Annotated in this window: 24 protein-coding genes and 1 tRNA gene; 14 read left to right on the forward strand and 11 right to left on the reverse strand. The window is 68.3% G+C overall.

Translation table 11 applies throughout. The features are described from left to right. Window positions 1-88: 88 nt before the first annotated feature. From Acor_RS27760 to Acor_RS46410, 3 genes are all read right to left on the reverse strand, one after another. Window positions 89-325 (reverse strand): transposase family protein, encoded by a 237-nt coding sequence (locus tag Acor_RS27760; RefSeq protein ID WP_155339709.1) that lies wholly within the window; start codon window positions 323-325, stop codon window positions 89-91. A 43-nt stretch (window positions 326-368) separates the two neighbouring features. Further along, window positions 369-707 carry a hypothetical protein gene (locus Acor_RS27765; protein ID WP_155339710.1) on the reverse strand — a complete coding sequence of 113 codons (339 nt, stop codon included), beginning with the start codon at window positions 705-707 and terminating at the stop codon, window positions 369-371. A 941-nt stretch (window positions 708-1,648) separates the two neighbouring features. Further along, entirely contained in the window at window positions 1,649-1,984 is a 336-nt protein-coding gene (locus Acor_RS46410; RefSeq protein ID WP_422664841.1) for a glycerophosphodiester phosphodiesterase, read from the reverse strand. On the opposite strand from Acor_RS46410, the gene Acor_RS44710 reads away from it, so the two are divergent. Then, the gene (locus tag Acor_RS44710) at window positions 1,892-2,167 is read left to right on the forward strand and encodes a hypothetical protein (protein WP_246239175.1); all 276 of its coding nucleotides are present in this window, start codon (window positions 1,892-1,894) and stop codon (window positions 2,165-2,167) included. The two genes, Acor_RS46410 and Acor_RS44710, sit on opposite strands and share 93 nt — an antisense overlap. Before the next feature lie 62 nt (window positions 2,168-2,229). Here Acor_RS44710 and Acor_RS27775 read toward each other — a convergent pair whose 3' ends face one another. Continuing rightward, window positions 2,230-2,928 carry a response regulator transcription factor gene (locus tag Acor_RS27775; RefSeq protein ID WP_155339711.1) on the reverse strand — a complete coding sequence of 233 codons (699 nt, stop codon included), beginning with the start codon at window positions 2,926-2,928 and terminating at the stop codon, window positions 2,230-2,232. Next, window positions 2,925-4,103, reverse strand: coding sequence for a sensor histidine kinase (locus Acor_RS27780; protein ID WP_246239177.1), 1,179 nt, complete (start codon window positions 4,101-4,103; stop codon window positions 2,925-2,927). Before Acor_RS27780 ends, Acor_RS27775 begins: the two co-directional genes overlap by 4 nt. 249 nt (window positions 4,104-4,352) lie before the next feature. Between Acor_RS27780 and Acor_RS27785 the strand changes: the two genes are divergently transcribed. The 3 genes from Acor_RS27785 (at window position 4,353) to Acor_RS27795 (ending at window position 8,971) form a co-directional block, all read left to right on the forward strand. Then, complete coding sequence (locus tag Acor_RS27785) at window positions 4,353-4,760, forward strand: DUF6220 domain-containing protein (protein ID WP_155339713.1); 408 nt, start codon at window positions 4,353-4,355, stop codon at window positions 4,758-4,760. Beyond that, the gene (locus tag Acor_RS27790) at window positions 4,757-6,685 is read left to right on the forward strand and encodes a multicopper oxidase family protein (RefSeq protein WP_155339714.1); all 1,929 of its coding nucleotides are present in this window, start codon (window positions 4,757-4,759) and stop codon (window positions 6,683-6,685) included. The genes Acor_RS27785 and Acor_RS27790 overlap by 4 nt, the downstream gene beginning before the upstream one ends. Before the next feature lie 108 nt (window positions 6,686-6,793). After that, a complete protein-coding gene (locus tag Acor_RS27795) occupies window positions 6,794-8,971 on the forward strand; it encodes an MMPL family transporter (RefSeq protein ID WP_155339715.1) in 2,178 nt (725 codons plus the stop codon). A 304-nt stretch (window positions 8,972-9,275) separates the two neighbouring features. On the opposite strand, the gene chrA is transcribed toward Acor_RS27795, so the two are convergent. Further along, window positions 9,276-10,490, reverse strand: a complete 1,215-nt coding sequence (gene chrA / locus Acor_RS27800; protein WP_155339716.1) for a chromate efflux transporter — start codon at window positions 10,488-10,490, stop codon at window positions 9,276-9,278. Window positions 10,491-10,685: 195 nt separating this feature from the next. Between chrA and Acor_RS27805 the strand changes: the two genes are divergently transcribed. Together Acor_RS27805 and Acor_RS27810 are read left to right on the forward strand one after the other, a co-directional pair. Beyond that, window positions 10,686-11,453 carry an arsenate reductase/protein-tyrosine-phosphatase family protein gene (locus tag Acor_RS27805; RefSeq protein WP_155339717.1) on the forward strand — a complete coding sequence of 256 codons (768 nt, stop codon included), beginning with the start codon at window positions 10,686-10,688 and terminating at the stop codon, window positions 11,451-11,453. Beyond that, the gene (locus tag Acor_RS27810; RefSeq protein WP_155339718.1) at window positions 11,450-11,857 is read left to right on the forward strand and encodes a VOC family protein; all 408 of its coding nucleotides are present in this window, start codon (window positions 11,450-11,452) and stop codon (window positions 11,855-11,857) included. Before Acor_RS27805 ends, Acor_RS27810 begins: the two co-directional genes overlap by 4 nt. A gap of 106 nt (window positions 11,858-11,963) precedes the next feature. Here Acor_RS27810 and Acor_RS27815 read toward each other — a convergent pair whose 3' ends face one another. Beyond that, window positions 11,964-13,214, reverse strand: coding sequence for a multicopper oxidase family protein (locus Acor_RS27815; protein ID WP_155339719.1), 1,251 nt, complete (start codon window positions 13,212-13,214; stop codon window positions 11,964-11,966). 971 nt (window positions 13,215-14,185) lie between these two features. Between Acor_RS27815 and Acor_RS27820 the strand changes: the two genes are divergently transcribed. The 7 genes from Acor_RS27820 (at window position 14,186) to Acor_RS27850 (ending at window position 18,090) form a co-directional block, all read left to right on the forward strand. Further along, complete coding sequence (locus tag Acor_RS27820; RefSeq protein ID WP_155339720.1) at window positions 14,186-14,470, forward strand: hypothetical protein; 285 nt, start codon at window positions 14,186-14,188, stop codon at window positions 14,468-14,470. A gap of 392 nt (window positions 14,471-14,862) precedes the next feature. Continuing rightward, the gene (locus Acor_RS27825; protein WP_155339721.1) at window positions 14,863-15,363 is read left to right on the forward strand and encodes a hypothetical protein; all 501 of its coding nucleotides are present in this window, start codon (window positions 14,863-14,865) and stop codon (window positions 15,361-15,363) included. A gap of 256 nt (window positions 15,364-15,619) precedes the next feature. Further along, complete coding sequence (locus Acor_RS27830) at window positions 15,620-16,063, forward strand: group II truncated hemoglobin (protein WP_155339722.1); 444 nt, start codon at window positions 15,620-15,622, stop codon at window positions 16,061-16,063. A gap of 48 nt (window positions 16,064-16,111) precedes the next feature. After that, a complete protein-coding gene (locus Acor_RS27835; protein WP_155339723.1) occupies window positions 16,112-16,474 on the forward strand; it encodes a nuclear transport factor 2 family protein in 363 nt (120 codons plus the stop codon). Window positions 16,475-16,517: 43 nt separating this feature from the next. Continuing rightward, window positions 16,518-16,859, forward strand: a complete 342-nt coding sequence (locus tag Acor_RS27840; protein ID WP_155339724.1) for a hypothetical protein — start codon at window positions 16,518-16,520, stop codon at window positions 16,857-16,859. Then, on the forward strand, window positions 16,856-17,245 hold the full coding sequence (locus Acor_RS46415) for a CPCC family cysteine-rich protein (protein ID WP_155339725.1): 390 nt from the start codon (window positions 16,856-16,858) through the stop codon (window positions 17,243-17,245). Before Acor_RS27840 ends, Acor_RS46415 begins: the two co-directional genes overlap by 4 nt. A gap of 398 nt (window positions 17,246-17,643) precedes the next feature. Then, window positions 17,644-18,090 carry a DUF234 domain-containing protein gene (locus Acor_RS27850; protein ID WP_281353271.1) on the forward strand — a complete coding sequence of 149 codons (447 nt, stop codon included), beginning with the start codon at window positions 17,644-17,646 and terminating at the stop codon, window positions 18,088-18,090. 206 nt (window positions 18,091-18,296) lie between these two features. On the opposite strand, the gene Acor_RS27855 is transcribed toward Acor_RS27850, so the two are convergent. The 3 genes from Acor_RS27855 to Acor_RS27865 all read right to left on the reverse strand — a co-directional run bounded on the left by Acor_RS27855 (window position 18,297) and on the right by Acor_RS27865 (window position 21,011). After that, window positions 18,297-18,373, reverse strand: a tRNA-Ile gene (locus Acor_RS27855). A gap of 135 nt (window positions 18,374-18,508) precedes the next feature. After that, on the reverse strand, window positions 18,509-19,966 hold the full coding sequence (locus Acor_RS27860; protein WP_155339726.1) for a S1 family peptidase: 1,458 nt from the start codon (window positions 19,964-19,966) through the stop codon (window positions 18,509-18,511). An 85-nt stretch (window positions 19,967-20,051) separates the two neighbouring features. Continuing rightward, window positions 20,052-21,011, reverse strand: a complete 960-nt coding sequence (locus Acor_RS27865) for a LysR family transcriptional regulator (RefSeq protein WP_155339727.1) — start codon at window positions 21,009-21,011, stop codon at window positions 20,052-20,054. 168 nt (window positions 21,012-21,179) lie between these two features. Here Acor_RS27865 and Acor_RS27870 point away from each other — a divergent pair, with 168 nt between their 5' ends. Continuing rightward, a complete protein-coding gene (locus tag Acor_RS27870; protein ID WP_246239179.1) occupies window positions 21,180-22,286 on the forward strand; it encodes a sugar ABC transporter substrate-binding protein in 1,107 nt (368 codons plus the stop codon). A gap of 6 nt (window positions 22,287-22,292) precedes the next feature. Here the strand turns inward: Acor_RS27870 and Acor_RS27875 are convergent, their stop codons facing one another. After that, a complete protein-coding gene (locus Acor_RS27875) occupies window positions 22,293-23,321 on the reverse strand; it encodes an ion channel (RefSeq protein WP_155339728.1) in 1,029 nt (342 codons plus the stop codon). Window positions 23,322-23,368 lie beyond the last annotated feature (47 nt).

Here is a 23,368-nt window from a genome sequence, read left to right on the forward strand (position 1 = left end):
ATCGTCAGACCCAGAGCGATCAGCGGGTTGCGGAAGTCGTCGCGTGCCCATCGGGTGCCATCGGCGACGTTGGTGAAGCCGAGCAGGCCTAGCCGACCTGGGCGAGTGTGCGGCACACCGTGTCGGGGTGTGGGGCGTGGTAGCGGCCGGTCCGCCGGTCATGCCGGGCTCCGATCCGCTGGAGGACTTCTTGCGGGGCGCGGGCGATCCAGTGCCGGATCGCCGCGTACGACACGGCGCCGGACACGAGCGCCGCTTGGACCAGCGCGAACATCACGGCCAGCGGGTGCCGCCGACCGCGCCGGTCGCGGGGATCTGCGCCCACACCTGGCGGAGATCGGTCATGTCCGGGGTCATGCCGCTGGGCGTCAGGTGTTCGCGCTGGTCAGCACCCGGCGGCCCGGAGCGACGGGCCTCTGTTGTCTTTCAGCCTGGCCATGTTCGAACACGTCGCCGAGCAAGGCCCGCTGGTCAAGGCGCTGCTCGGACGCAAGGGCGGCGGTGTGGTCATGGCCCAGGGCGAGCTGATGCTGGCCGCGGTCGTCCGGGATGAGCTCCAAGCCCGGGGGGCGATCGCCTCGGCCCGGCTCGAACTCCTCGTCGCCGGAGTCGTGGGCGCCTTCCTGGTGATGTTGCGCAGGTGGGTCGACGCCGAGCTCACCGCGACACCTGGCCGAACTGGACGCCGCCTTCCGCACGCTTGTCACGCCCGGTGTGGAGTCCTTCCTGGCTCTGGGAGCGATGGTCGAGGAACGGGCCGGGACGGCGATGCCGTAATCGGCGCCCCAGCACCATCGGCAAGAACAAACGCGACCGCCGTAGCCAGCCCTGCCAACGGGCCATGCCGCGTAAGCGTCCGCTTGGCTGCGGTGGCGTGTCCAGGCTGCCGTACCGCCCTTGGCCTCGGGTGCGTGCGGTTGACGGCTGCCTCTCGGGCGGGAACGCCTGTGGGGTGGTGATCGTTGAGCGAGGTGATCGGCTCTCCGCCCCCGGCTGCTGCAGGTCGGCGGCCATCTCGCGGGAGTGTGCTGCACGGAGTCGCCGACACCGGGGAAGCGACTTGATCGAGCTGGTGATCCAGATCGTGCTGGCCGCGGGGGGCGGATATCGGCGCTGACCAGGCAGGCCGAACCGATACCCGAACGCTGATCTCGAAGAGAACAGTCTTGGCGGGGTCGGCAATCCTGGCGGAGAAGGCCGACTGCTGGGATGAGCGTGACCAACTGCCGGAGGTGACCGAGGCGGAGATCCTCGAACTGTGCCGGTGGCTGCTGCTTCAGCCACCCCCAAGAGGCCGAACATGTCGTGTGGCTGACCATTGCAACGCCGTCTCTCCGCACGTCAAGGAACGGATCGGCCCCGCCAGCCTGTACGACGGCCGGTGGGACGAGCGCGACAGGGACGCGGCGGTCCAGGAAACTGGGCCCAGCGGGCGCGGAGAATGTCCGTCGGGTCGGTTCGGCGGATCGGGTTCGGGGCGGATTTCGCGCTCGGCTTGGTCGTGGGCTCACGACCGGCAGCCTTGTGCGGCCCAGGCCAGGTAGGCCGGGGTCTGGTCGGTGACGATCCGGTGGTGCGGATACCGATAGCAGGCCCTTGCGGGCCGGGGCGGAGCGCACGGTGCGCAGGGCCGAGGGGAAGAACGAGGTCAGGCTGGCCCACGCCGAGGCCGACAACCGCCGGTAGAGCTCTTGCAGGGAGTGCAGGTCAGCAGAGTCGGGACCTGCTTCAGTTCCACCAGGGTCTCCTTGGTTTGCCCCGCAACAGTTGCAGGGCCTGGTCGAGGGTCGGTGGTCGCGGGCCGTCGGGCGGTGCGCAGCGTGCGGAATTGTGCCAGCGTCATGTCGGAGACCCGTCCGGTGGCTGTGGTGGCGCGGTCGACCGTGGCGTCGTGCATCAGCACCGGCCGGTGATCCTTGGTGAATCGCACATCCGGTTCGACGCGGTCGGAATCCGCCGTCAGGGCGCGCCGGAACGCCGACAGGGTGTTCTCCGTTCCCGCGGCGGCTGGTTGCGGAGTTGGTTGCCCGCCCGCACGCCGGTGACCTGGTACGTGCAGGCCGGGACAGAGCTGCTGGCAGGGTTGTCGGCGGTACGGGCGGCGGCCTGGGCCGGCAGGCCGGTGGCCAGGAGCCAGGAGCCAGCCGACGGTGGCGCACGCGGGTGAGTGCGGAGGCGATCCGCTCGGCGAGGGTCATGATACTCGCTGCGTTGTGGTGTGCTAAGCAGTCAGGCGTCAGGGCTGACCAGCCCTGTTCGGTAGGCGATGACAACCAGTTGCGCGCGGTCACGCGCACCCAGTTTTGCCATCGCGTGGCTGACATGGGTGCGCGCGGTGGCCGGGCTGAGGAACAGTTCGGCGCCGATCTCGTCGTTGCTGAAACCCCGTCCCACCAGCGCCAGCACTTCTCGTTCGCGCCCGGTGAGCACCGCGAGCCGGTCCTCCGCGGCACTGGCTGCCGTTCGCCGCGCGGTGAACTGACTGATGAGACGCCTGGTGATCCGCGGCGCGAGCAGGGCGTCTCCGGCGGCGACCACCCGGATGGCATGCAGGAGTTCGGCCGGTCCGGCGTCCTTGAGCAGAAAGCCGCTGGCACCGGCTTGCAGTCCTTCGAAAACGTAGGCGTCGGTGTCGTAGGTGGTGAGGATGAGAATCCGGACGCGCTCCAGCCCGCGCATCCCGGTGATCTGGGTGGTGGCCTGGATTCCGTCGACCTTCGGCATGCGGATGTCCATGAGGACGACGTCGGGGCGGGTGGCGCGGGCGCCCTCGACGGCTTCGGCGCCGTTGGTCGCTTCTCCGACCACGGTGATGTCGTCTTCGAGGTCGAGCAGCAATTTGAATCCGGATCGCACGAGTTTCTCGTCGTCGGCGAGCAGCACCTTGATCGGAGCGGTGGTCGACAGTGACCCGGATGCGGTGTTCATCGGAGCGACCCGGTCGGTGCGAGCGGCAGCCGGGCCGTGACCTGGAAACCTCCGCCCGGAGTCGGCTCGGCGTCGAGCTCTCCGCCGAGCAGCTGACAGCGCTCGCGCATGCCCAGGATCCCGCGGCCCGCCTTGGCCGACGTGTCCGTGCCATTGCCGGACGGTCGATCCGCGGAGGCGTCACCGGTGCGGCGGCCTTCGTCGGTCACGCGGATCTCCAGGACGTCGGTCCCCGGGTTCAGCGCGACCGTCACCCGGGTCGGGCCGACGTGACAGATCACATTGGTGATCGACTCCTGAAGGATCCGGTAGGCGGCACTGTCCACCGCGCTTGGCAACGGCGTCGCGGGCGCGGTCGATTCGAGCGTGATGTCCAGTCCGGCCTCGCGTGCCTTGGCGGTGAGTTCGTCGATCTGTTCCAGGCCGGGGTGTGGCACGCGGCCGTCGTTGTCGTCACGGAGCACGCCGAGGATGGTTCGCATCTCCCGCAGCGCCCGGGAACTGGTCTGCTCGATGGCTTGCAACGCTTCGCGGGCCCGGTCCGGTCTCTTGTCGAGCACGTGCGCGGTGACCCCGGACTGCACGTTGATGATCGCGATGGCGTGCGCGACGGTGTCGTGGACTTCGCGCGCGATCCGGAGCCGTTCGGCATCGACCCGCGCTCGCGCTTCTTCCTCGCGGGTCCGTTCAGCCAGTTCCGCACGCTCCTGGGCTTCGGCCGCGATGACCCGACGGGACCGGACGGACTCGCCAAGGGCCGCGCTCATGATCGACACACCGATGCGGAAGAACACCCAGCCGATGGCGGCGCGCGGCTCGATGTCGGCCGCCGCGAACAACCACCCGATGGCGAGCGCCGCCGTACCCGCACCGGCGATCACCAATGACCGGCGCCCGTCACCGTAGGCGGCGAGGGTGTACAGGGCGACGAAGAGCGCGAGCCAGCCGGGCCCGTCCGGGAAGTCGAGACCGTAGTACACCAAGCTGGCGAGTGCGGCGATGACGAACACCGGCACCGGCCACCGTCGGCGGACGGTCAGGACCAGGCCACTCACCACCAGCAGCGCCAATCCGAGGTTTCCGAAGTCGGTGAGCGGACGCGGTGCCCCCTCGGCGGCAACGCGGGCGAGCGTGCCCTGCACCTGCATCACGGTGACGAAGAGCGCGATCACCACGTCTTGCGTCCCGACACGCAGGCGGAACGGCACTGCGCGGCGTTTCATGCCGTGATCCTACTGTTCTCGGGTACGGACAGCGCTCCGCCCAGACGCGCGACCTACTACGGCGACAGGCGTAGCGAGACACGAATCGGCTACGCCCAATTGCGTAGACGCTGTCATCCGCTGGCAGAGGCCACGGCAGCCTCACCGGCGCGACGATCTCCGTCATGAACGCTCACCCTCACCCACCTCAAGGAGCGCGCCATGCGTAGATCCTTCGCCGGGCTGGCGACCCTGCAGGTGCTGGCCGTCGTCGCACAGTTCTTCCTGGCCGCCAGCAGTGCGTTCGACACGGCGCCCAACGACGAGTCCTTCCAGACGCACCGCATGCTGGGCGCCGGAATCATCCTGCTCGCGGTCCTGGTAACCATCGTCGCCGCGATAGCCCGGATGCCCGGGCGGCTCATCGGGATGAGCGGCCTGGTCGCCGGGCTCGCGGTCGTCCAGTTCGTGATCGGGGCGATCGCCAAAGCGCTCGACGGCGCCGCCGGCGAGCTCGTCTTCGGTCTGCACGCGGTCAACGGTCTCGCCATCCTGGCAGTGGCCGGGATGATCGCCCGCCAGGCCGGACAGCTGTCCAGGCCGGCCACCCCCGCGCGACAGGCGCCATGACCACCGGGCAGTGGATCATCCTGGATCACGTCGTCGCGCTGCTGGGCATCGCCACCTGGTTCGCGGCCGGCGTCGCACTGGCGCTCCGGCGGACCCGGCTGGCGTTCGCCGCCCTGGTCGCGGCGGTGCTCGTGACGCTTGTCCGGATGGTCACCGTGGTGATGCTGGCCGCCCGGGGCTGGTGGTTCGTCCAGGAGAAGGTGCTGCTGGGGTTGCCGATGCTGGGGGTCGCCGGAGCCGGGGCCGTGCTGCTCGCGGCGCGGCGGGGGCGCGGCGACGGTGGGTCGGCAGGCGGCGTGGTCTCGGTGCTCACCACGGCTTACGCGGCGCTGGCCGGTCTTGTGGTGACCGTCCTGGCCGGGTACCCACTCACCCTGAGCACGGCCTTGATCACGATCTCGCTGGTGTGCGCCGGCGCGTTGCTGACCGCGCGCGTGGTCGCGCCTCCCATCGAGAACACCGCTGATTCGGAGGGTCGGCGCGGGATCTCGCGCCGCCGGTTCATCGGCTGGACCGGCGGCGCGGTCGCGGTGACCGCGGCCGGCGCCGGCGCCGGGCTGTCGTTCCTCCCCGCCGAATCGGAGGCCATCGGAGGCGGCCCCGGACGGTCGTCCCGAGCGGCCGTGTCAGTGGCCGACCTACGGGGCCCCGGCTCACCGGCACCGGGTGGCACGGTGCGGCGAGCCGTACTCACCGCGAAGAAGGCCACCGTACGGCTCCCGTCCGGACGAGAGATCCACGCGTGGACCTACAACGGCGAGGTCCCGGGTCCGGCGATCACCGCGACCCGGGGCGACCTGATCGAAGTGCGGCTGCGCAACGCCGACATCGACGACGGCGTGACCCTGCACTGGCACGGCTACGACGTACCGTGCGGTGAGGACGGCGCGCCGGGTGTGACCCAGCTGGCCGTGCGACCCGGTGCGGACTTCGTCTACCGGTTCCGCGCCGACCAGGCGGGCACCTACTGGTACCACACCCATCACGCGTCTCACCTCGGCGTACGCAACGGGCTGTACGGAACCCTCGTCGTAACACCGCGCGACCGGCAGCCGGCCGACGGGCAGGTGGACCTGACCCTGCCCGTGCACACCTTCGGCGGCACCGTCGTGATCGCGGGCAGAGACGGCCGAACCGAACACCTCGCACCACCAGGCACACCCGTCCGGCTGCGATTGATCAACACCGACTCGGATCCGCACCGGTTCGTCCTCGCCGGAACCCCGTTCCGGATGGCAGCCGTCGACGGCCGAGACCTCAACCAGCCCGGCGAGGTCAGCGGCGTCGCACTGCACCTGCCCGCAGGCGGGCGATACGACCTGGTGTTCCTCATGCCGGACACGTCCGTGGCACTCGTTGTCGACGACGATCGTGACGGCGGACTGCGCCTGCATGGCGATGACCCCGGTGAAGCGCGCATCGAGGACACCTCCGGCTTGCCGGAGCTCGACCTGCTGCGGTACGGAACTCCGGCCGCCGTACCCTTCGACGCCCGCGATGCCGACCGGCATTTCACCATGGTCCTCGACCGCGGAGCGGCCATGGTCGACGGCCAACCGGCGTACGCGCACACCGTCAACGGCCGGGGCCACCCCTCCATCCCCGGCCAGCTCGTCGCCAAAGGCGACATCGTCCGGTTCACCGTCGTCAACCGGAGCCTGGAAACGCACCCCTGGCACCTGCACGGCCATCCCGTGCTGATCCTGTCCAGGGACGGGACGCCGTCGACGGGCAGCCCGCTGTGGGTGGACACATTCGACGTCCGGCCAGGCGAGACATGGGAGGTCGCGTTCCGCGCTGCGAATCCCGGAATCTGGATGAACCATTGTCACAATTTGCCCCACGCGCACCAGGGCATGATGCTGCGACTCCACTATGACGGCGTCACGACGCCATTCGGCGGAAGCCCAGGCCATGGCCACTGATCCCGCCTGCGTCGCTCGCCGAGTCGGCGATTCTCGCCCTGCTGCGAAATGCACCGTGATGACTCTTGATCCGTTCTATGCGGCAACGAGAGAAAGGACTTGAGGAAGATGATGACAATCGAAACCCCTCGTACTAGTGGAGCTCTGGCGGGGTTAGCCCGATTCTGTTATCGGCGCCGTCGCCTGGTCCTTCTGACCTGGATCGTCGGCGTCATCGCGGTGGCGTTCGTCGGCTTCGGCTACGGCGCCGCCTCCGACAACGAATACTCCGGTGGAGACTCCGATTCCGCCAAGGCACAGGTTCTGATCGAGAAGCATTTTCCCGAGCGGCAAGGGGACACGCTGACTCTCGCGATCAAGGCGGCGCAGGGGATCGACGACCTCGCCGCCCGGCAAAAGGTCGAGAAGGTCATCGCCGATTTGCACGCCTCACCCATTACGGGGCCGGTGACCTCGCCGTATCAGGACGAGGATCTGGTGACGGAGGATCGTCGTATCGCCCGTACGACCATCCCGCTGACCGACAAGGATGTGGAGAAGACCGAGGTCAAGCGCCTGGTGGACACAGTCAAGGCCGCCTCGGGTGACGGTGTGACACTGGGGCTGGGCGGGGAGGCGGCGGAAAAGGCCGAGACGCCCCCGCAGGGTCCGGCCGAGAGCGTGGGCGTCCTGGCGGCAGCGGTGATCTTGTTCATCGCCTTCGGGTCGCTGGTGGCCATGGGCCTGCCGATCGTGACCGGACTGATGGCGGTCCTCGGCGGCGTCGCCCTGATGAAGCTCGTGGGGCACGTGGTCCCGTCACCGGACTTCACTGTGCTCGTCGCCGCGTTGATCGGGCTCGGTGTCGGCATCGACTACGCGCTGTTCATCCTGACCCGCTACAAGGACGGCCTGCTGGACGGCGACGAGCCCGAGAGCGCCACGGTCACGGCCATCACGACCGCAGGTCACGCGGTGCTGTTCGCCGGCACGACCGTCGTGATCGCGCTGCTGGGCCTGATCGCCATGGGGCAGGAGATGATGACCGGCGTGGCCATCGGCGCGTCGGTGGCCGTGCTGGTGACGATGATCGCCGCGGTGACCCTGGTGCCGGCGTTCCTGGGCTTCGCCGGCCACAAGATCAACTCGCTGCGCCTGCCCCGTCGCACGTCCCACCGGCACAGGGCCGACGGTGTCCCGGCCCGGGAGCGGACCCCCGCCGAGCGCTGGGCCGGTGTGGTGCAGCGCAGGCCGCTGGTCGCCGCGATATTGGCCGGCGCGGGCCTGCTGGTGATGGCCGCCCCCGCGCTGTCGATGCGGCTGAGCCTGCCCGACGCCAGTGTCCAGCCCCACGACAGGAGCAGCTACACCTCATACGAGATCATCTCCGAGGGCTTCGGTCCCGGCTACGGCGCACCCCTGATCTTCGCCGCCGAGGTCGACGCCAAGGACGCCGATCTGCGTCCCATCGTCGAAGCGGTCGGGAAGACCGAGGGCATCGCCCACGTCACGCAGCCTCGGGTCAGCGATGACGGGCAGGCCGCCACCTTCATGGCCTTCCCCAAGACCGGATACCAGGAGGAGGCGACCGCGGACCTGGTGCACGAACTCCGTGACGACGTGCTGCCCCAGGCGCCCGGCGGCGAAGAGGTCTACGTCGGTGGCCCGAACGCCGGCGCGATCGACCTCGCCGAGGACACCGGCTCGCGCCTGCCTCTGATGATCGCGGTCGTCATCGTGCTGTCCCTGGTACTGCTGATCGTGCTGGTCCGGTCGGTCACGATCGCGCTGCAGGCCGCCGTGATGAACCTGCTGTCGATCGGCGCCGCCTACGGCGTGCTGGTCGCGGTCGTGCAGTGGGGATGGCTCGGCTCGGCCCTCGGTTTCCCCACCGCCATGCCGATCACGACCTGGGTGCCGATGATGATGTTCCCGCTCCTGTTCGGCTTGTCGATGGATTACGAGGTCTTCCTGATCTCGCGGATCCGTGAGGAGTACGAGCGCACCGGCGACACCCGGAGGGCCGTCACGCACGGGCTGGCGCGCACCGCCAAGGTCATCACGGCCGCGGCCGCCATCATGATCGCCATCTTCACGACCGCCCTGCTCGGCCCCGACGTCTCGGTCAAGCAGATCGGCCTGGGCATGGCCGTCGCCGTGCTCGTCGACGCCACCATCATCCGGATGATCCTCGTCCCCGCGGTGATGGAACTGTGCGGCAAGGCCAACTGGTGGATGCCCGGACGCCGGGCACCGAAGGCGACCTTGGCTTCACCGGCCAGGCTCGGGGAACAGACCAGAGTCTGACCTCGACAGGAGACGAGCAGCTCAGGGGGATATTCGGCGCTGGTGACGCGGCGCCGAGACCTCGGCGCCGCTTGGCCACAGCGCGCTCCGCCCGGCTCGATTGGACCACGCTCACCAGTGGCCGGAATCCCCTACCACGAACGGTGATTGAGCACGACGGACCCAGCCGCCGAACGGTTCGTCGGCAGCGGTGCTCAGCTGGCAGTACGGCAGGCGGGCGCGTCGCTCATCAAGAATCCTCCGATCCCGTGCAGGCGTTGGTCTGGGCGCCGCCGGGGCCCGCAGCGCGGGTGGTCGTCCGGCGTCAGGCCAGAAGGGTGTGGGCCAGTCCGATGGCGGCGCCGCCGGCGATATACCAGGCGTTGTTGAGCTTGGTCTTCCACAGCAGCGCCAGGGTGACCAGCGCGATCGCGGCGGTGAGGGGATCGATGACGGCGGTCTGCCCGAGTTGGAAGGACACCCCGGCCATGAGGGCCAGCGCGGCGACGTTGAGGCCGTCCAGCAGAGCGGAGGTCCACGCGCTGGAGCGGAGCTTGTCGGTGAGTTTGGTGAGCAGTCCGACGAAGACGAAGGACGGCAGGAAGATGGCGACGGTGGCCAGGAACGCGCCGAGGGGGCCGGCGACGAGGTAGCCGATGAAGGTGGCCGTGGTGAACACCGGGCCCGGGGTGACCTGGCCGATGGACACGGCGTCGATGAGCTGCTGATTGGTGATCCAGCCGAGCCGGTGGACGAAGTCGCCGCGCAGGAAGGCCAGCAGTACATAGCCGCTGCCGTACAGGACGGACCCGATCTTCAGCATGGTGAGGAACAGCTGCGCCAGCTGACCGCCGGTTGGATCGGGGAAGACGGGCAGAGCCGGCGTGCCCAGGCCGCCGAGCAGCGCCACCAGGCCATGTGCGGTGTCCTGGCGGTGCTGCCGTACCAGAAGGGCTGCCGCCGCCAGCAGCGCGCCCGCGGCCAGCACGAGCAGCTCGTTGATGCCCAGCAGGTAGGCGGCGAGGGAGGCGAGGGCCAGCACGGCGAGCCACATGTTCTTGATCACTGTGCGAAGCAGGCTGACGAGCGCGTGCGCGATGATCGCAATCACCGCTGGGACGATCCCGTACAAGATGCCCGCGACGGCGGGCGTCGTCCCGTAGGTGAGGTAAGCCCAGGCCAGCGCGGTGACGATCAGCGCCGCAGGGAGGATGAAGCAGACGCCGGCGGCCAGCAGGCCGCGCCAGCGGGCGCGGTCATAGCCCAGGTGGATGGCCAGCTCGGTGGAGTTGGGGCCGGGAATGAGGTTGGTCGCGCCCATCAGGTCGACGAAACGTTCGTCGCTGACCCAGCCGCGGCGGCGTACCAGCTCATCGCGCATCATCGCGGTGTGCGCGGCCGGGCCGCCGAAGGCGATGGCGCCGAGCTTGAGGAACAGCAGCGCCACCTCCCATGACGCCCGCCAGGACGTCCCCGTCCCGCCTGCCCGATCGCCGGCGGGATCTCCAGCCTGATCGCCGGTGAAGTGCTCGTCTGCCACTGTCGCCCTTCCGTTGCCTAGTGCGCGGCCCGCCAGGAGGCGGACAAGACCGGGCACTCGAAAGCCCGGGCGTGGTTCGGCCGCCGCCCAGCCGTGAGCAGCACGAGCGGACGGCGTCAGCTGTCGCCATGCTCATCGGACCGAAACTCCTCGCAAGCGCAGATGCATCAAGTCTGCTTGATGTATTATCGGGTGATGGTGCCCTCGGCTCAAGCCGCCCCGGCCTTCCTGCGATTGGCCGCCCATCCGCTGCGGTGGCAACTGCTGAGCGAGCTGGCCGCAACCGACTACCGGGTACGCGAACTGGTAGAACTCATCGGCCAGCCGCAGAACCTCATCTCCTACCACCTGCGGCTGCTGCGCGGCGGCGGGCTGGTCACCGCGCGGCGCAGCACCTTCGACGCCCGCGACAGCTACTACCACCTGGACCTGGAACGCTGCGCTCAGGCCCTGGCCGACACCGGCGCCGCTCTGCACCCAGCGCTGCGACCGGGCCCGGCGCCACTGTCACCGCCCGCGTCCGCGCACCGGGCCGAGGTGCTGTTCGCCTGTACCGGCAACAGCGCTCGCTCACCGATCGCCGAAGCCCTGCTCCGCCGTCGCGCCGGCAACCACGTTGCGGTGACCAGCGCGGGCAGCCATCCCCGGCCGCAGCTCCATCCCGATGCCGTACGGGCCCTGCGCGAGGGCTACGGCATCGATCTGAAGGATCAGCGCCCTCGGCATCTGGAGGCCATGGCGGGCCGCCGGTTCGACTACGTGATCAGCCTGTGCGACAAGGTCCGCGAGGTCTGTCCTGATTTCGGCGATCACCCCCGGCGTATCCACTGGAGTATCCCCGACCCCGCCACAGCCGCCGCCGAGCAGGCCGGCTACCCCGCCTTCGCCCGCACCGCGGCGGAGATCGACACTCGCATCCAGTACCTGCTGCCTGTCCTCACCCCATCGGAGGCCCAGTCATGACCACCCCCGACCAGTTCGCCGGTGTCCGTTACCTCGTCGACGACGTGAGCGCCGCCATCGACTTCTACACCACCCACCTCGGCTTCACCCTGCACACCGACGCCGCGCCCGCCTTCGCCGACGTGGTACGCGGACCGCTGCGGCTCCTGCTGTCCGGACCGGCCAGCTCCGGAGCCCGCGCCACCCCCCAGCAGACGCCCGCCGGCCGCAACCGCATCCACCTCATCGTCAACGACCTCGACACCGAGATCGACCGGCTCCGCAGCGCCGGAGTGTCCTTCCACAGCGACATGGTCGCCGGCCCCGGCGGACGCCAGATCCTGCTCACCGACCCCGCCGGCAACCTCATCGAACTTTTCCAGCCCGCCCGCACTCCAGCCGCCATCACACCGGCACGAGCCTGACCCACCCGGGCCGTGGCCGCATTGGTCATCTGGCTCCGTACCTGATCCAAGAAACAGCTCCTGGCGGGAAGCGGTGAATCGGCCCGCGTAGCCAGCCGTCCTGTCCTTATCGGATGACCTGCCAAGGGCGCATCATCTCGTTGTCCTCGTGTTCCAGCATGTGGCAGTGCTGGATGTACTCAGCAGGAAATTCGCTGCGGGTGCCGGGGACCGCGGCGATGGGTTCGGGGAGATCGAATCTCAAGACGATCCTGCTCACCATTCCCGGGTAGGCGATGACAATGTCCTTCCAGCCCATCTCCTCGGGCATGGGTGCGATCGGATCGCCTTGCAGGTAGCGGGTAAGAATCGGCTTGTCAGCCGGGTCACGGCCTCCGGACACCCACGTCTTGTAGGCGGCCTGGTAGGAGGCGGCGTCGAACTTCTGCCGGTTGAGGATCTGGAACTGGACGAGATGGACGTGCATCGGGTGGGCGTCTCCGGAGGTGTTGACGTACTCCCAGATCTCGCTCGTTCCCACCTTGGGGAAATCCTCTACCGGATCGTTGAAGAGGCGCTGGTTGATGGCCAAGTGCGTTGATTCGCCGACGGCGTCCTTGTTGGCGATCAAGACGAACTCCCGCCGGGGCAGGCCGGGTGTCGGCGCCAGCGGCGTGATCGGCCGCAGGGCCAGCTGCTGCGCCGGCGTCGTGCGGTCCGGGCTGGAGAGGGTCTTGGTCATCTGGAACTGCATGATCTCCGGCATTGGGACGTCTTTGCCTCCTTGCGGGTAGGGGGTGGTGGCGTCGTTCATCAAGGTGATCCGGCTGCCTTGGGGTACCTGAGTGAGGTCGAGGATCAGATCCAGGCGCGAGGCCGGGGCCAGCAGGACGCTGGTCAGCCGCAGCGGCGCGGCACGGAAGCCGCCGTCGGTGCCGATCAGCCAAAACGGCCGCCGCGTGTCGCCGTCTTGGAACCAGAAGTGGAAGAAGCGCTGGTTGGAGCCGTTGAGAAAGCGCAGCCGGTAGCGTCGGGGCTCAACGGCCAGGAAGGGGTAGGCTTTACCGTTCACCACCGGTGTGTCACCGAAGAAGTTGGGATTCCACTTGGGGTGGTACGGACTGGGCCCCTTGGCGGGATAAGACAGCGCGCCGTCAGGAGTGAAGTTGCGGTCCTGCAGGACCAGGGGCACCTCGAAGTCGCCTCGTGGCAGGGCCAGGCCCTCTTCGAAGGGGTCACGGATCAGGTAGAGGCCCGCCAATCCGGCGTAGTTGTTCAGCCGGGTGATCGCCATCGCGTGGTCGTGGTACCACAACATGGCCGCCTGCTGGTGGCTGGTGTAGGCGTAGACGGCCTCATTGGATCGGGCCCCGTCCAAGGTGGCGTAGTCCGGGCCGTGTATGCCGTCCGGGGTGAACCACGCCTCCGGGGCGCCGTCAGACGCTGAGTAATTGAATCCGCCGTGCAGATGGGTACGACCCGCACGTTCATCCCGGCGGGAAAGTCCTGCGGCATCCGCCCACCAGGCGGATCAGGCGGTATGCCCGGGACGTTCTTCCACAGCGTGACATCGATGGCCGACTGCAGCAGGTGAGTGGTGGGCAAACGGTTGCGGTACCGGACCACTACGGGCCGATCGCGGTGCGCGATCAGCGTCGGACCGAGATAGCCGAGGCCAGTCGGCCGGGCCGCGCCCGACGGATTCGAGGCCCAAAACCCCCACGCCTGGGTGGCCGGTAGATCCCGGTGGAACCGCCACGGTCGCTGCCGCATCGTCAGCTCGTAGAAGTCCACATCCGGACGCACCGACTCTCGCGGCATGGCGATCGGCAGCCTGGGCACCGAGTCGACATATCTGGCCAGCCCCACACCGGCCTCGCTTGACCCGGTTTCCTTCCCCAGCGGGGAGACGGCGATACCCGCCCCCACCATCAAACGCTCGAACTCTCTCCTGGTCAGATCCATCGCCGCGCCCCCGAAAATCACCACGAATGGCCGTCAGTTCCATCTCCTGCGAAAGGTGAAACGAAAGTGCTGCCCACGTCGGCAGAGCCGATCTCCCTCTGGCCCCTTCCTTTATCGGGCCCGCACGTCTGCGGAATCGACCGGCAGATCCCCGGCCGCAACAGCCACCCCTTGCTAACCTGCCCCCGGTACACCCGGCCGCTATCGTCTGGCGATATCGCATTTCGTAAATTTCGGTGATCGGCTGGCGAGGCGTAGTAGGGCGCCGGATGTCGATGCTCACCGCGCACGCCGAGGTGTCCCGTCAGCGGGGTTTACCGAGACGGGCTGGCACCCCTCACCCGCGACCGTCCTGCGCATGCTGCGCGAACACGACGAAAGCAAATGCCGCTGCACGGCGCTCCCGACATGACCGCCCACCGGCAGGAGCCTGTCCCAGAGAGCGACACTGACGCCATCGCCGAGGTCCTGGACCTCAAGGGCGTCCCGCACGCCCGCGCCCGACTACGCGACGCCGGCGCCCTCATCTTCCACCGCCTGGAGCCCGCCGAAGACCAGCGCCGGCAAGCTTGCGGCCTCGCCGGCGTGCCTCGGACCGATTGCCTCCACCTACTGATGGACCTGCCCGCCGATCTCCCGACCGTGTGGGGTGCGGAAACTCATCCGTAGTGGTTGACCTGGGAATGCGTGGCTCGAGCATGATGAGGTCTCGGGCATCCTGCTGACGGTGTCATGGTCCTCCCTCTACCTCATCCTCGGGCGCGTTTTTCAACTCCTGGTCCTCCTGGGCCGCGGTGATCGGCCAAGACGGCCGAGATCGTGGTGCTTCGCCATCAAATCGCCGTGTTGCGCCGTCAGGTGAAGCGGTCCGATCTCCAGCCGGAGGATCGGGTCGTGCTCGCAGCCCTGTCGCGGCTGCTTCCCCGCTCGTCGTGGGATGTCTTCTCGTCACCCCCGCGACGTCGCTGCGCTGGCACCGCGCCCTGGTGACACGCCGCTGGACCTACCCGTCCAGACGCCCGGGCCGTCCCTGTACCCGCGCGGACGTCCGAGAAGCTGTTTTGCGCCTGGCCCGGGAGAATCCCACGTGGGGCTATCAGCGCATCAGCCGCGAACTGCCCGGCGTCGGCCTTCGGGTACCTCCCAGCACCGTACGCGACATCCTCAAAAGAGCCGGACTCGGTCCGGTACCACGCCGCGCCGGCCCGCGTTGGAGTCGGTTCCTCAAAGCGCAGGCCGAGGGCATCTGGGCGTGCGATCTGTTCCACGTCGACACGGTGTATCTGAAGCGGTTCTACGTTCTGTTCTTCATCGAGCACGCCACCCGCGTGATCCACATCGCGGGCGTCACGACGCATCCAACCGGCGCCTGGGTCGCTCAACAGGCCCGCAACCTGGTCATGGACCTGGGAGAGCAGGCTGAGGGGATCAGATTCCTCATTCGCGACCGCGACGCCAAATTCACCGCGGTGCGCCGGTGCCGTGCTGTTCGAGGCGGAACACGAGGCCGAGCTGCTGGTAGTAGAAGTCGCGACATTCGTCGGGCTTGGCGCTGTAGATGACAGAAGCGTGGTTCTGACCATCGCGGCAACCGTGGCCAGTGCTTGCACGAGGCGTTCGGCGTCGCGCAGGTCAGGCAGGACAGCGTGGGCTCCGGCGCTGGCAAGCTCTTTCCTCACCCACTCCCTCAACGACCATGCGACCCCACGAGATGTGGGTGACGAGCGGAGACGGCTTCATAGCCGGGACACTAATCCGGCGAGTACCCCCATGACCACCGCCCGGTACATCTTCGCGAGTGACCATGAAAGTAGGCCCATGACCAGTTTGTACGCCCACGCAGGCGGCGACGAGGCCCTACACAGGCTCGAAGAGATCTTCTACACGAAGGTCCTCGACGACCCCCTGCTGCGAACCCTGTTTCCGGAACGTCTCCCGACCCATGTCGACCACCTGACCTGGTTCACGGCCGAATCCTTCGGCGGTCCCGACCGCTTCACCCAAAACCTTGGCTTCGACTACCTCATACAAGTCCACCGCCACCTCGAAATCACCGATGAGCAGCGCGAACGTTTCGTCCAGCTGTACCTGGAAGCCATCGACGAGGCGGGCCTACCTGACGACGAACCATTCCGCGAGGCCGTACGGGAACATCTGGAATTCGGCTCCCGGGTGGCCCAGCAGAACTCCCACGCCACCACCGACGCCGAACTCCACCCGCTCCGCGACGTACCCCTGTGGACATGGAAGGAGTCCGACTAGCGGGAGCTCAAGGCAGCGCCCACCGCACGGTCGCTGAATGATAGGGGCATGAATCTCGATGAAGCACACCAGTTCGCCGACGAGTGGTTGGCGGACTGGAACTCCCACGACCTTGACCGAATCACCCGCCACTACGCCCCCGACGTCGTCTTCACCTCCCCGATCGCCGCACGGATCGTGGCAGGCAGCGATGGCGTCGTCCGTGGCATCGAGGCGCTCCGCGCGTACTGGGCAGAAGGGCTGCGCCGCAATCCCCAGCTCCGATTCGAGGTCATCGGGGTGTACGCCGGAGTCGACACCATCGTGATCCATTTCCGGAACCAGACCGGCCAGCTCTCCGCCGAGGTCCTCACCTTCCACGACGGCAAGGTCGTCACCGGCACGGCCAATCACGGCCCTCTCCCAACCTGACCGAATGCTGGGCCTCTAGAAAATACTTTTCTACGACCTAGTCATGACTCAGGATGACTCCACCCCACCGAGCAGCGCCCCGGCGCGGGAGAGCCTCGCCGCCGCCCGTGAACTCGCAACCACCACCGCCCGCCGTGGAGCCGCCGTGGGCGCGGTCACCACCGCCGCAGTGGGTGTTCTCGTGGCGGGCGCCCTCGCCGCGGCGTCCTTGTTCACGCCGGAGCGCCCGGTCGTCTTCGTCGTGCTACTCGCGATCTACGGAATCGCGATGACGCTGCTGATGGTGTGGCATCACCGCAAGCAGGTGGTCGCCCACTCGAATCTCGCCGAATCCGAAGGGACGTGTGGGCGCGTGTTCGGGTCAGCATTGAAAATCACGATATGACAGGACAGTCAGATACCCCCGATCCCGACGAGCTTGAACGGCGACGCCACTGGTTCAGGTGGTATACCGACACCGCATCGCACAACAGCACCCTTCGCCCTCCCCGCGACCGGGCGTACGCCTGCCCTTGCTGCGGTTACCGCACTCTCCTCGAGCGGGGAGGCTATGAGATCTGTTCGGTTTGTTTTTGGGAGGACGACGGCCAGGACGACCACGACGCACATATCGTCCGCGGCGGCCCCAACGGCACCCTGAGCCTCAGCCAGGCCCGCCGGAACTTCGCCGCATTCGGTGCCAATCGTGAACGCGACTTACCCCACGTACGTGATCCACGCCCAGAGGAACATCCACTCCAGGAAGAGCCGCGATCGGGCGATCACAGCTGATATGCACAGCGGCTCGTTCGACACAGAGCCCCGGCGCGACAAGAGGTCAGGCACTCGCGTACCCCACACGGAAAGGTTCTCTGCCGCACTGCGAAGACACATACGAACGTCCGGCGGCCATGCTGGAAGATGGCGATCAAGACAACCTTCGCCGGCTCGGGCTGGTATCCCGCCTGAAGGACTGATCGCGCGTCGGAAGATGTTCGGTGGATTGAGCCGGGGAGCGCACCTTCACCAACATCGCGCGCGCCGCCGGCGGCATCGCCCACACCACTCTCACTCGAGCTACGGATGTCCTGACCGAGAAACAGGCGGTGGCAGCCGAGTTGCCATTCTCACTGCGGCCGTCGAAGGAACGCCGCGACCGAGTGGCCGATCCTTACCTTCGGTTCTGGCTCGTGTTTCTGGATCCGCACATGGCGGAGATCGAGCGGATGCGGGGAGATCTCACCCTGAGCCGGATCAAGGAGCAGTGGACGAGCTGGCGGGGCCGCGCGATCGAGCCCCTCGTCCGGGAATCCCTCGCCCGTCTCCTGCCGGACGGGCTCCTGCCCGCCACTCCGGCGATCGGCGGGTATTGGACCCGGAGTAATGACGTCGAATTCGACTTGGTGGGTGTCGACCGGCAACCGGTGGCCAAGCAGTTGCTCTTCCTCGGCTCGATCAAGTGGCTGGAGAATTCCGCGTTCGACAGCCACGACCTGGCCGCGCTGCAGAAGCACCGGGCGGCGATCACCGACGAGCCGGTACCGCTCGTCGCGGTCTCCCGCAACGGGACCAGCTGCTCCGGGCTCCAGGCGGCGTACGGCCCCGAGGAACTGCTCAGCGGCTGGCGCAGGGCGTGAGCGGGGGCTGGGCTCCTGTGGCGGCGTGACAGTTTTGGCACCCGCACGACGGTGAACCATGATCCGGAACCTGCACGAAATCGTGGGTAAGCATTGGGTGGGAGGCACCCGCGAACGGTCAGTCCCAGCCGTTGACAGCCGGGCACGTGAAGCCCCCGCACACCTGCATCAGTGCAGGTCAGGCGGGGGTTTCCGCTGATGGTGACTGGTAGGGCGGGTGGGACTTGAACCCACGACCCACGGATTATGAGTCCGATGCTCTGACCGGCTGAGCTACCGCCCCGCAATGGTGGAGTCTCTCATAACTTTGGCGGTGGGGGGATGTATGGGCGGTAGGTGAGATCAACTTTTGTCATGGGACAGGGGTATAAGGACGCCGCCGCCCGGGCTCCGGGCGGCGGCGGGGGCTACGAAGGGGCTACGGGCGGGTCGAACCCACCGAGTACGCTCCGGAGCCGCTGTAGGCGTGGACACGGATCCGGTAGGAGCCTGCGGTGCCGTTGTAGGTGACGGCCTCGTCGGGGCCCGCGCTGGTGCCGCTGGCGACGGTGACCCAGCTGCTGCCGTTGTAGCGCTGCAGGTACAGGTCGAAGTCGACGCCGTTCGGGCCGTCGAGGCAGGCGCGGTGGGTGCCGGAGACGGTCGAGGTGTAGGAGGAGTTGTTCGGCAGGTAGACGTTGGCGCCGCTGGTCAGTGAGCCGGTGTAGGTGTTGGCGTAGCCGGAGCAGGTGGTGCCGCCTCCTCCGCCGCCCTGGGTGACCAGGGTCAGTCCGTACGTGGAGAGGATCTCGTTGACCGGCTGGAAGTAGGTGGTGCCGCCGGAGGAGCAGTTGCCTGAGCCGCCGGAGGTGACGCCCTGGGCCTGGTTGCCGGAGATCCAGGAGCCGCCGGAGTCGCCGGGTTCGGCGCAGACGTTGGTGCGGGTCAGGCCGGTGACGGTGCCCTGCGGGTAGGTGACGGTGGCGTTGAGCTGCTGGACGACGCCGCAGTGCCAGCCGGTGGTGGAGCCGGAGCGGCAGATGGAGCCGCCGACGACCTGGGCGCTGGAGCCGGCCACGGTCACGGTGCCGCCGCCGGAGCCTACGACGACGGGCTGGGGGGTCCAGTTGGCGTTGACGGCGACCCAGGCGTAGTCGTTGCCGGGGAAGGAGGAGGCCTGGAAGGTGCCCTGGGCGACTCGGTTGAAGCCTTGGGTGGAGGCGCCGGCGGTGCCGCAGTGGCCGGCGGTGACGAAGCCGTTGGTGCTGCCGCGGGTGATCGAGAAGCCGATCGAGCAGCGGCCGCTGTTGTTGATGTAGTACGCGTCGCCGCCGCGTAAGTCGTAGTAGGGCTGCGGCTGCTCGGTGGTGGCCTCGATCCGTACGGCTCTCGCGTCGACGCCGGTGGCCGCGACGAACGCTTCGGTGGCGGCCTGGTCGCGGGAGAGGACGACGACGGCGTTGGTGCGGACGTCGACGTACCAGCCGGAGACGGTGGCGGGGGCGGTGGACTGGTCGAGGCGGGCCTTCACGCCGTCCAGGTCGGCGAGGGTGCGGGTGACGACCTGGGCTTTGGCGCCGGAGGCGGTGATGCCGGCGGCGGCGGTGGCGTCGGTGACGGCGACGGTGAGGGTGGCGGCGTCGCCGCTGAGCCAGGAGCCGGCGAACCGGTTCCCGAGGGTGGTGCGGATCTTGCCTTCCACCTTGCCGAGCCGCTTCTCGTTCAGCAGCCGGGTTTCGGCCTGCTCAACGGTCAGGTTCAGGTCCCGCTGGAGGGCCTGGACCATGGTCGGCGCGGGTTTGGTGTCCGCGGCGGCCACACCGGGGGTGGTGGTGAGAACGAGGGCGATACCGAGGGTGACGGTGGTCGCCGCGCTCAGGAGGTGCCTGCTGCGCATCGGGTCTCCTTGGGGGGTGGGAGTGCCGTCAACGTAACGGCGGGAGTGCCCGGCGAGGACCTACCAGTTGCCCCCCACCATGGTGTTATGGCACGGTTCCATAACCCTGGTTTCGGGCCAGCCAATTTGAGTAGGCGGGGCTCTGGAGGGCGGCGTCCTGATGGGCGGCCTTGGCGTGGCCGACGATCTGGGCGGCGTTCTCGGCGGCGGGGGTCTCCGGGTGCCAGCCGAGCAGCTGCCGCCAGCGCAGCGGCGTGCCGGTGATGGGGAGCGCGACCAGGCCCTCGCTCAGCCGGAAGGTGCCCTGGCAGAGTGCGACCGCGCGGCCGACCCTGACCAGATGCACGCAGGTCGCCACATCGGTCTCGTAGATGGTCGCGGGGGTGAAACCGGCCCGTGAGGCCGCCACCGCGAAGCATTCGCCGAAGCAGCCGTCGCCGGGCGTGACCGCCCACTGCTCCTCGGCGAGCGCGCCCAGTTCGACCTCGTGCTCGCCGGCCAGCGGATGCCCGGCGGACACCAGCACGAAGACCGGGTCCATCGCCACCACGGCCCAGGCCACGGCTTCGTCGCCGGGGGCCCGGGTGTCGCCGCAGACGCCGATCAGGGCGTAGTCGAGGCGGCCGAGCATGACCTTGGTGGCCAGTTCGCCGGTGGACCATGAGGTGGCCGTGGTGATGACGGCGTCGGGCTCGGCCTGGGCCAGCCGGTCGACCAGGCCGCCCAGGATCGGGCCGTTGGCCGCGCCGATCCGGTAGCGCCGCCCTGGCTCGCCGCCGTTGGCCAGCCGCGCCGCCTCCTCCTGTAGTTGCCGTACGGCGGGCAGCAGCACCTGCGCCCGGGACAGCACCAGTTCGCCCAGCGGGGTCGGCCGGGAGCCGGTGTGGTCACGCTGGAAGAGGGTGCCGCCGAGGGCCCTTTCGATTCGTTTGAGCTGCGCGGTCAGCGCGGGCTGCGCCAGCCCGAGCACGGTGGCCGCTTTGCTGACGCTGCCGGTCTCGGCGACCGTGCGCACAATGCGGAGATGGCGGAGCTCCAAGTCCATAGGCCGACCGTATGGGTATGTAATAACTCCAGCAATGATGATTTGTCACACATTCTGACTAGTCAAGTCGGAAACGGGGCATCAAGACTCGGCCAAAGGGGGTACGGCCTGGGAATTCTTCGGGTATGGGCGCTGTACGGGACCGCGCTGTTTGAGGGGGGGACCGTGGTGACGAGATGGCGATTGGCGAGTGCCGCCCTGCTGGTCGCGGGCGCGGTCGGATGCGCGGTGATGCCCGGTTCCGGCGGGGGGACGGACACCGCGGGGGACACGCCTCCGCTCGTCGACGAGGGGTTCAAGATCGGGCTGCTGCTGCCCGAGAGCGAGACGACCAGATACGAGAAGTTCGACCGTCCTTACATCACCAGGTCGATCAAGGAGCTCTGCCCGGACTGCACGGTGCTCCATCACAACGCGGGGGGTGACTCCGGTCAGCAACAGCAGCAGATCGACAAGATGATCACCCACGGGGTGAAGGTCCTCATCCTGGACGCCGTGGACGCCGAGACGATCGCGCCCTCCGTCACGAAGGCCAAGCAGCAGGGGGTCAAGGTCATCGCGTACGACCGGCTGGCCGAGGGGCCGATCGACTCCTATACCTCCTTCGACAATGTCGAGGTCGGCAGGATGCAGGGTCAGGCGCTGCTGGAGGCGCTGGAGAAGGGCGGGAATCCGACGCGCGGGCCGATCGTCATGATCAACGGAGCGCCGGCCGATCCCAACGCGGGGGAGTTCAAGGAGGGGGCCCACGCGGTGCTGGACGGGAACGTGCGGGTCGGCCGGGAGTTCGACACGCCCGACTGGAGCCCGGAGCAGGCGGGGATCGAGGCGACCGCCGCGTTCGCCGCGCTGGGCGTCGACCAGGTGATCGGGGTGTATTCCGCCAATGACGGGATGGCCGGGGGGATCGCCGAGGCCATCCGGCTGTCCGGGGCCAAGCCGGGGACTCCGCTGACCGGTCAGGACGCGGAGCTCGCCGCGATTCAGCGGATCCTGCTCGGCACCCAGACCATGACGATCTACAAGCCGATCATGCCGCAGGCGCAGAGCGCCGCCCATATGGCCATCGACCTCGCGGCCGGCCGCAGGCTCCGGGCTCCGACGACGGTGAGCAACTCGACGGTGAAGGGAATTCCTTCGATGGTCATCGCGCCGATGGTGGTGACCAGGGACAACATCAAGGGGACCGTGGTTCAGGACGGCTTCTGGTCGGTCAAGGAGATCTGTGCCCCGGAGCAATTGAAGGCGGCGTGCAAGTCCACGGGACTGATCTGAGGCGTTCTAGTCGCGGAGGGTTTCGGCGAGTTGTTCTGGGGTCAGGCGGTGGGAACCGACGTAGTACAGCACGGCTCCGGCCGGGAGGCTGGCCTGCCAGCTGGGGTTGACCAGGAGTTGTTCGCCGGTTCTGGCGGCCAGGAGGGTCGCGCCGTGGCGGCGGCCGAGGGAGGTCTGGCATTTGTCCACCGAGACCGGGCCGAGTGACTCCGGGAGGCGTACCGAATAGGTGTCGGCGCCGCCGTGGGTCATCAGCTGGGTGTAGATCTCGGTGATGCCGGGGTCCTTCAGCTCTTCGGTGATCATGTGCGGGCTGTGCCACTGCACGCAGCGGAGTTTCTCGTCCACGTAGCGCAGGTGCTGGACGCGCGCGATGTCGCGGAGCGCCACGACCAGATGGGCGCCGGTGGCGACGTGGTCGGCGGTGACGGCGACGGCCAGGGCCTCGTTGTCGTCCCGGGCGTCCACCAGGACGCTGTGGGCGCGGTGCACGCCGGCCCGCCGGAGCACGCCCGCGTCGGTCAGCTCGCCCCGGACGAACTCGACGTCGCGGTCGGCCATCGGGTGCGCGCCGACCTCGTCCCAGGCGCAGAGCACGACCCGGGTGGCGCCGTCGGCCGTCAGTTCGTCCACGATGTGCTCGGTCCGGCCGGGCGTGTAGCCCAGCAGGACGATATGACCGGACAGATCCACCGTGATGGCTCCTTGCATCCTGCGTCCCTTCGCCTGCTCCAGGCGGGTCGCCAGCCTGGTGAAGACCGTGGTCAGGGTGGCGATGCCACCCACGATCACGTACGCCCCGACCACATGTCCGGCCGCCGATTCCGGAAACAGGTCTCCGTAGCCGACCGTGGCCGAGGTCACCACGAAATACCACCAGAAGTTCCCCGGCTCGGCGATCGGGCTCCCGGCCGGCTCCGCCAGCGCCATCAGCGGCCAGCTGGTCAGGAACACCACGCCGAGCACGAGCACGGGCGTCCACCAGCCGCCGAGCAGCGCGATCCGGCTGAACAGCCGCGCGACGAAGACCGGCACAGTTCCTCCCACGTTCGTGCAGGTCACACTAACGGGACAAACAGCCA

The sequence above is a fragment of the Acrocarpospora corrugata genome (assembly GCF_009687845.1).
Lineage (GTDB): Bacteria > Actinomycetota > Actinomycetes > Streptosporangiales > Streptosporangiaceae > Acrocarpospora > Acrocarpospora corrugata.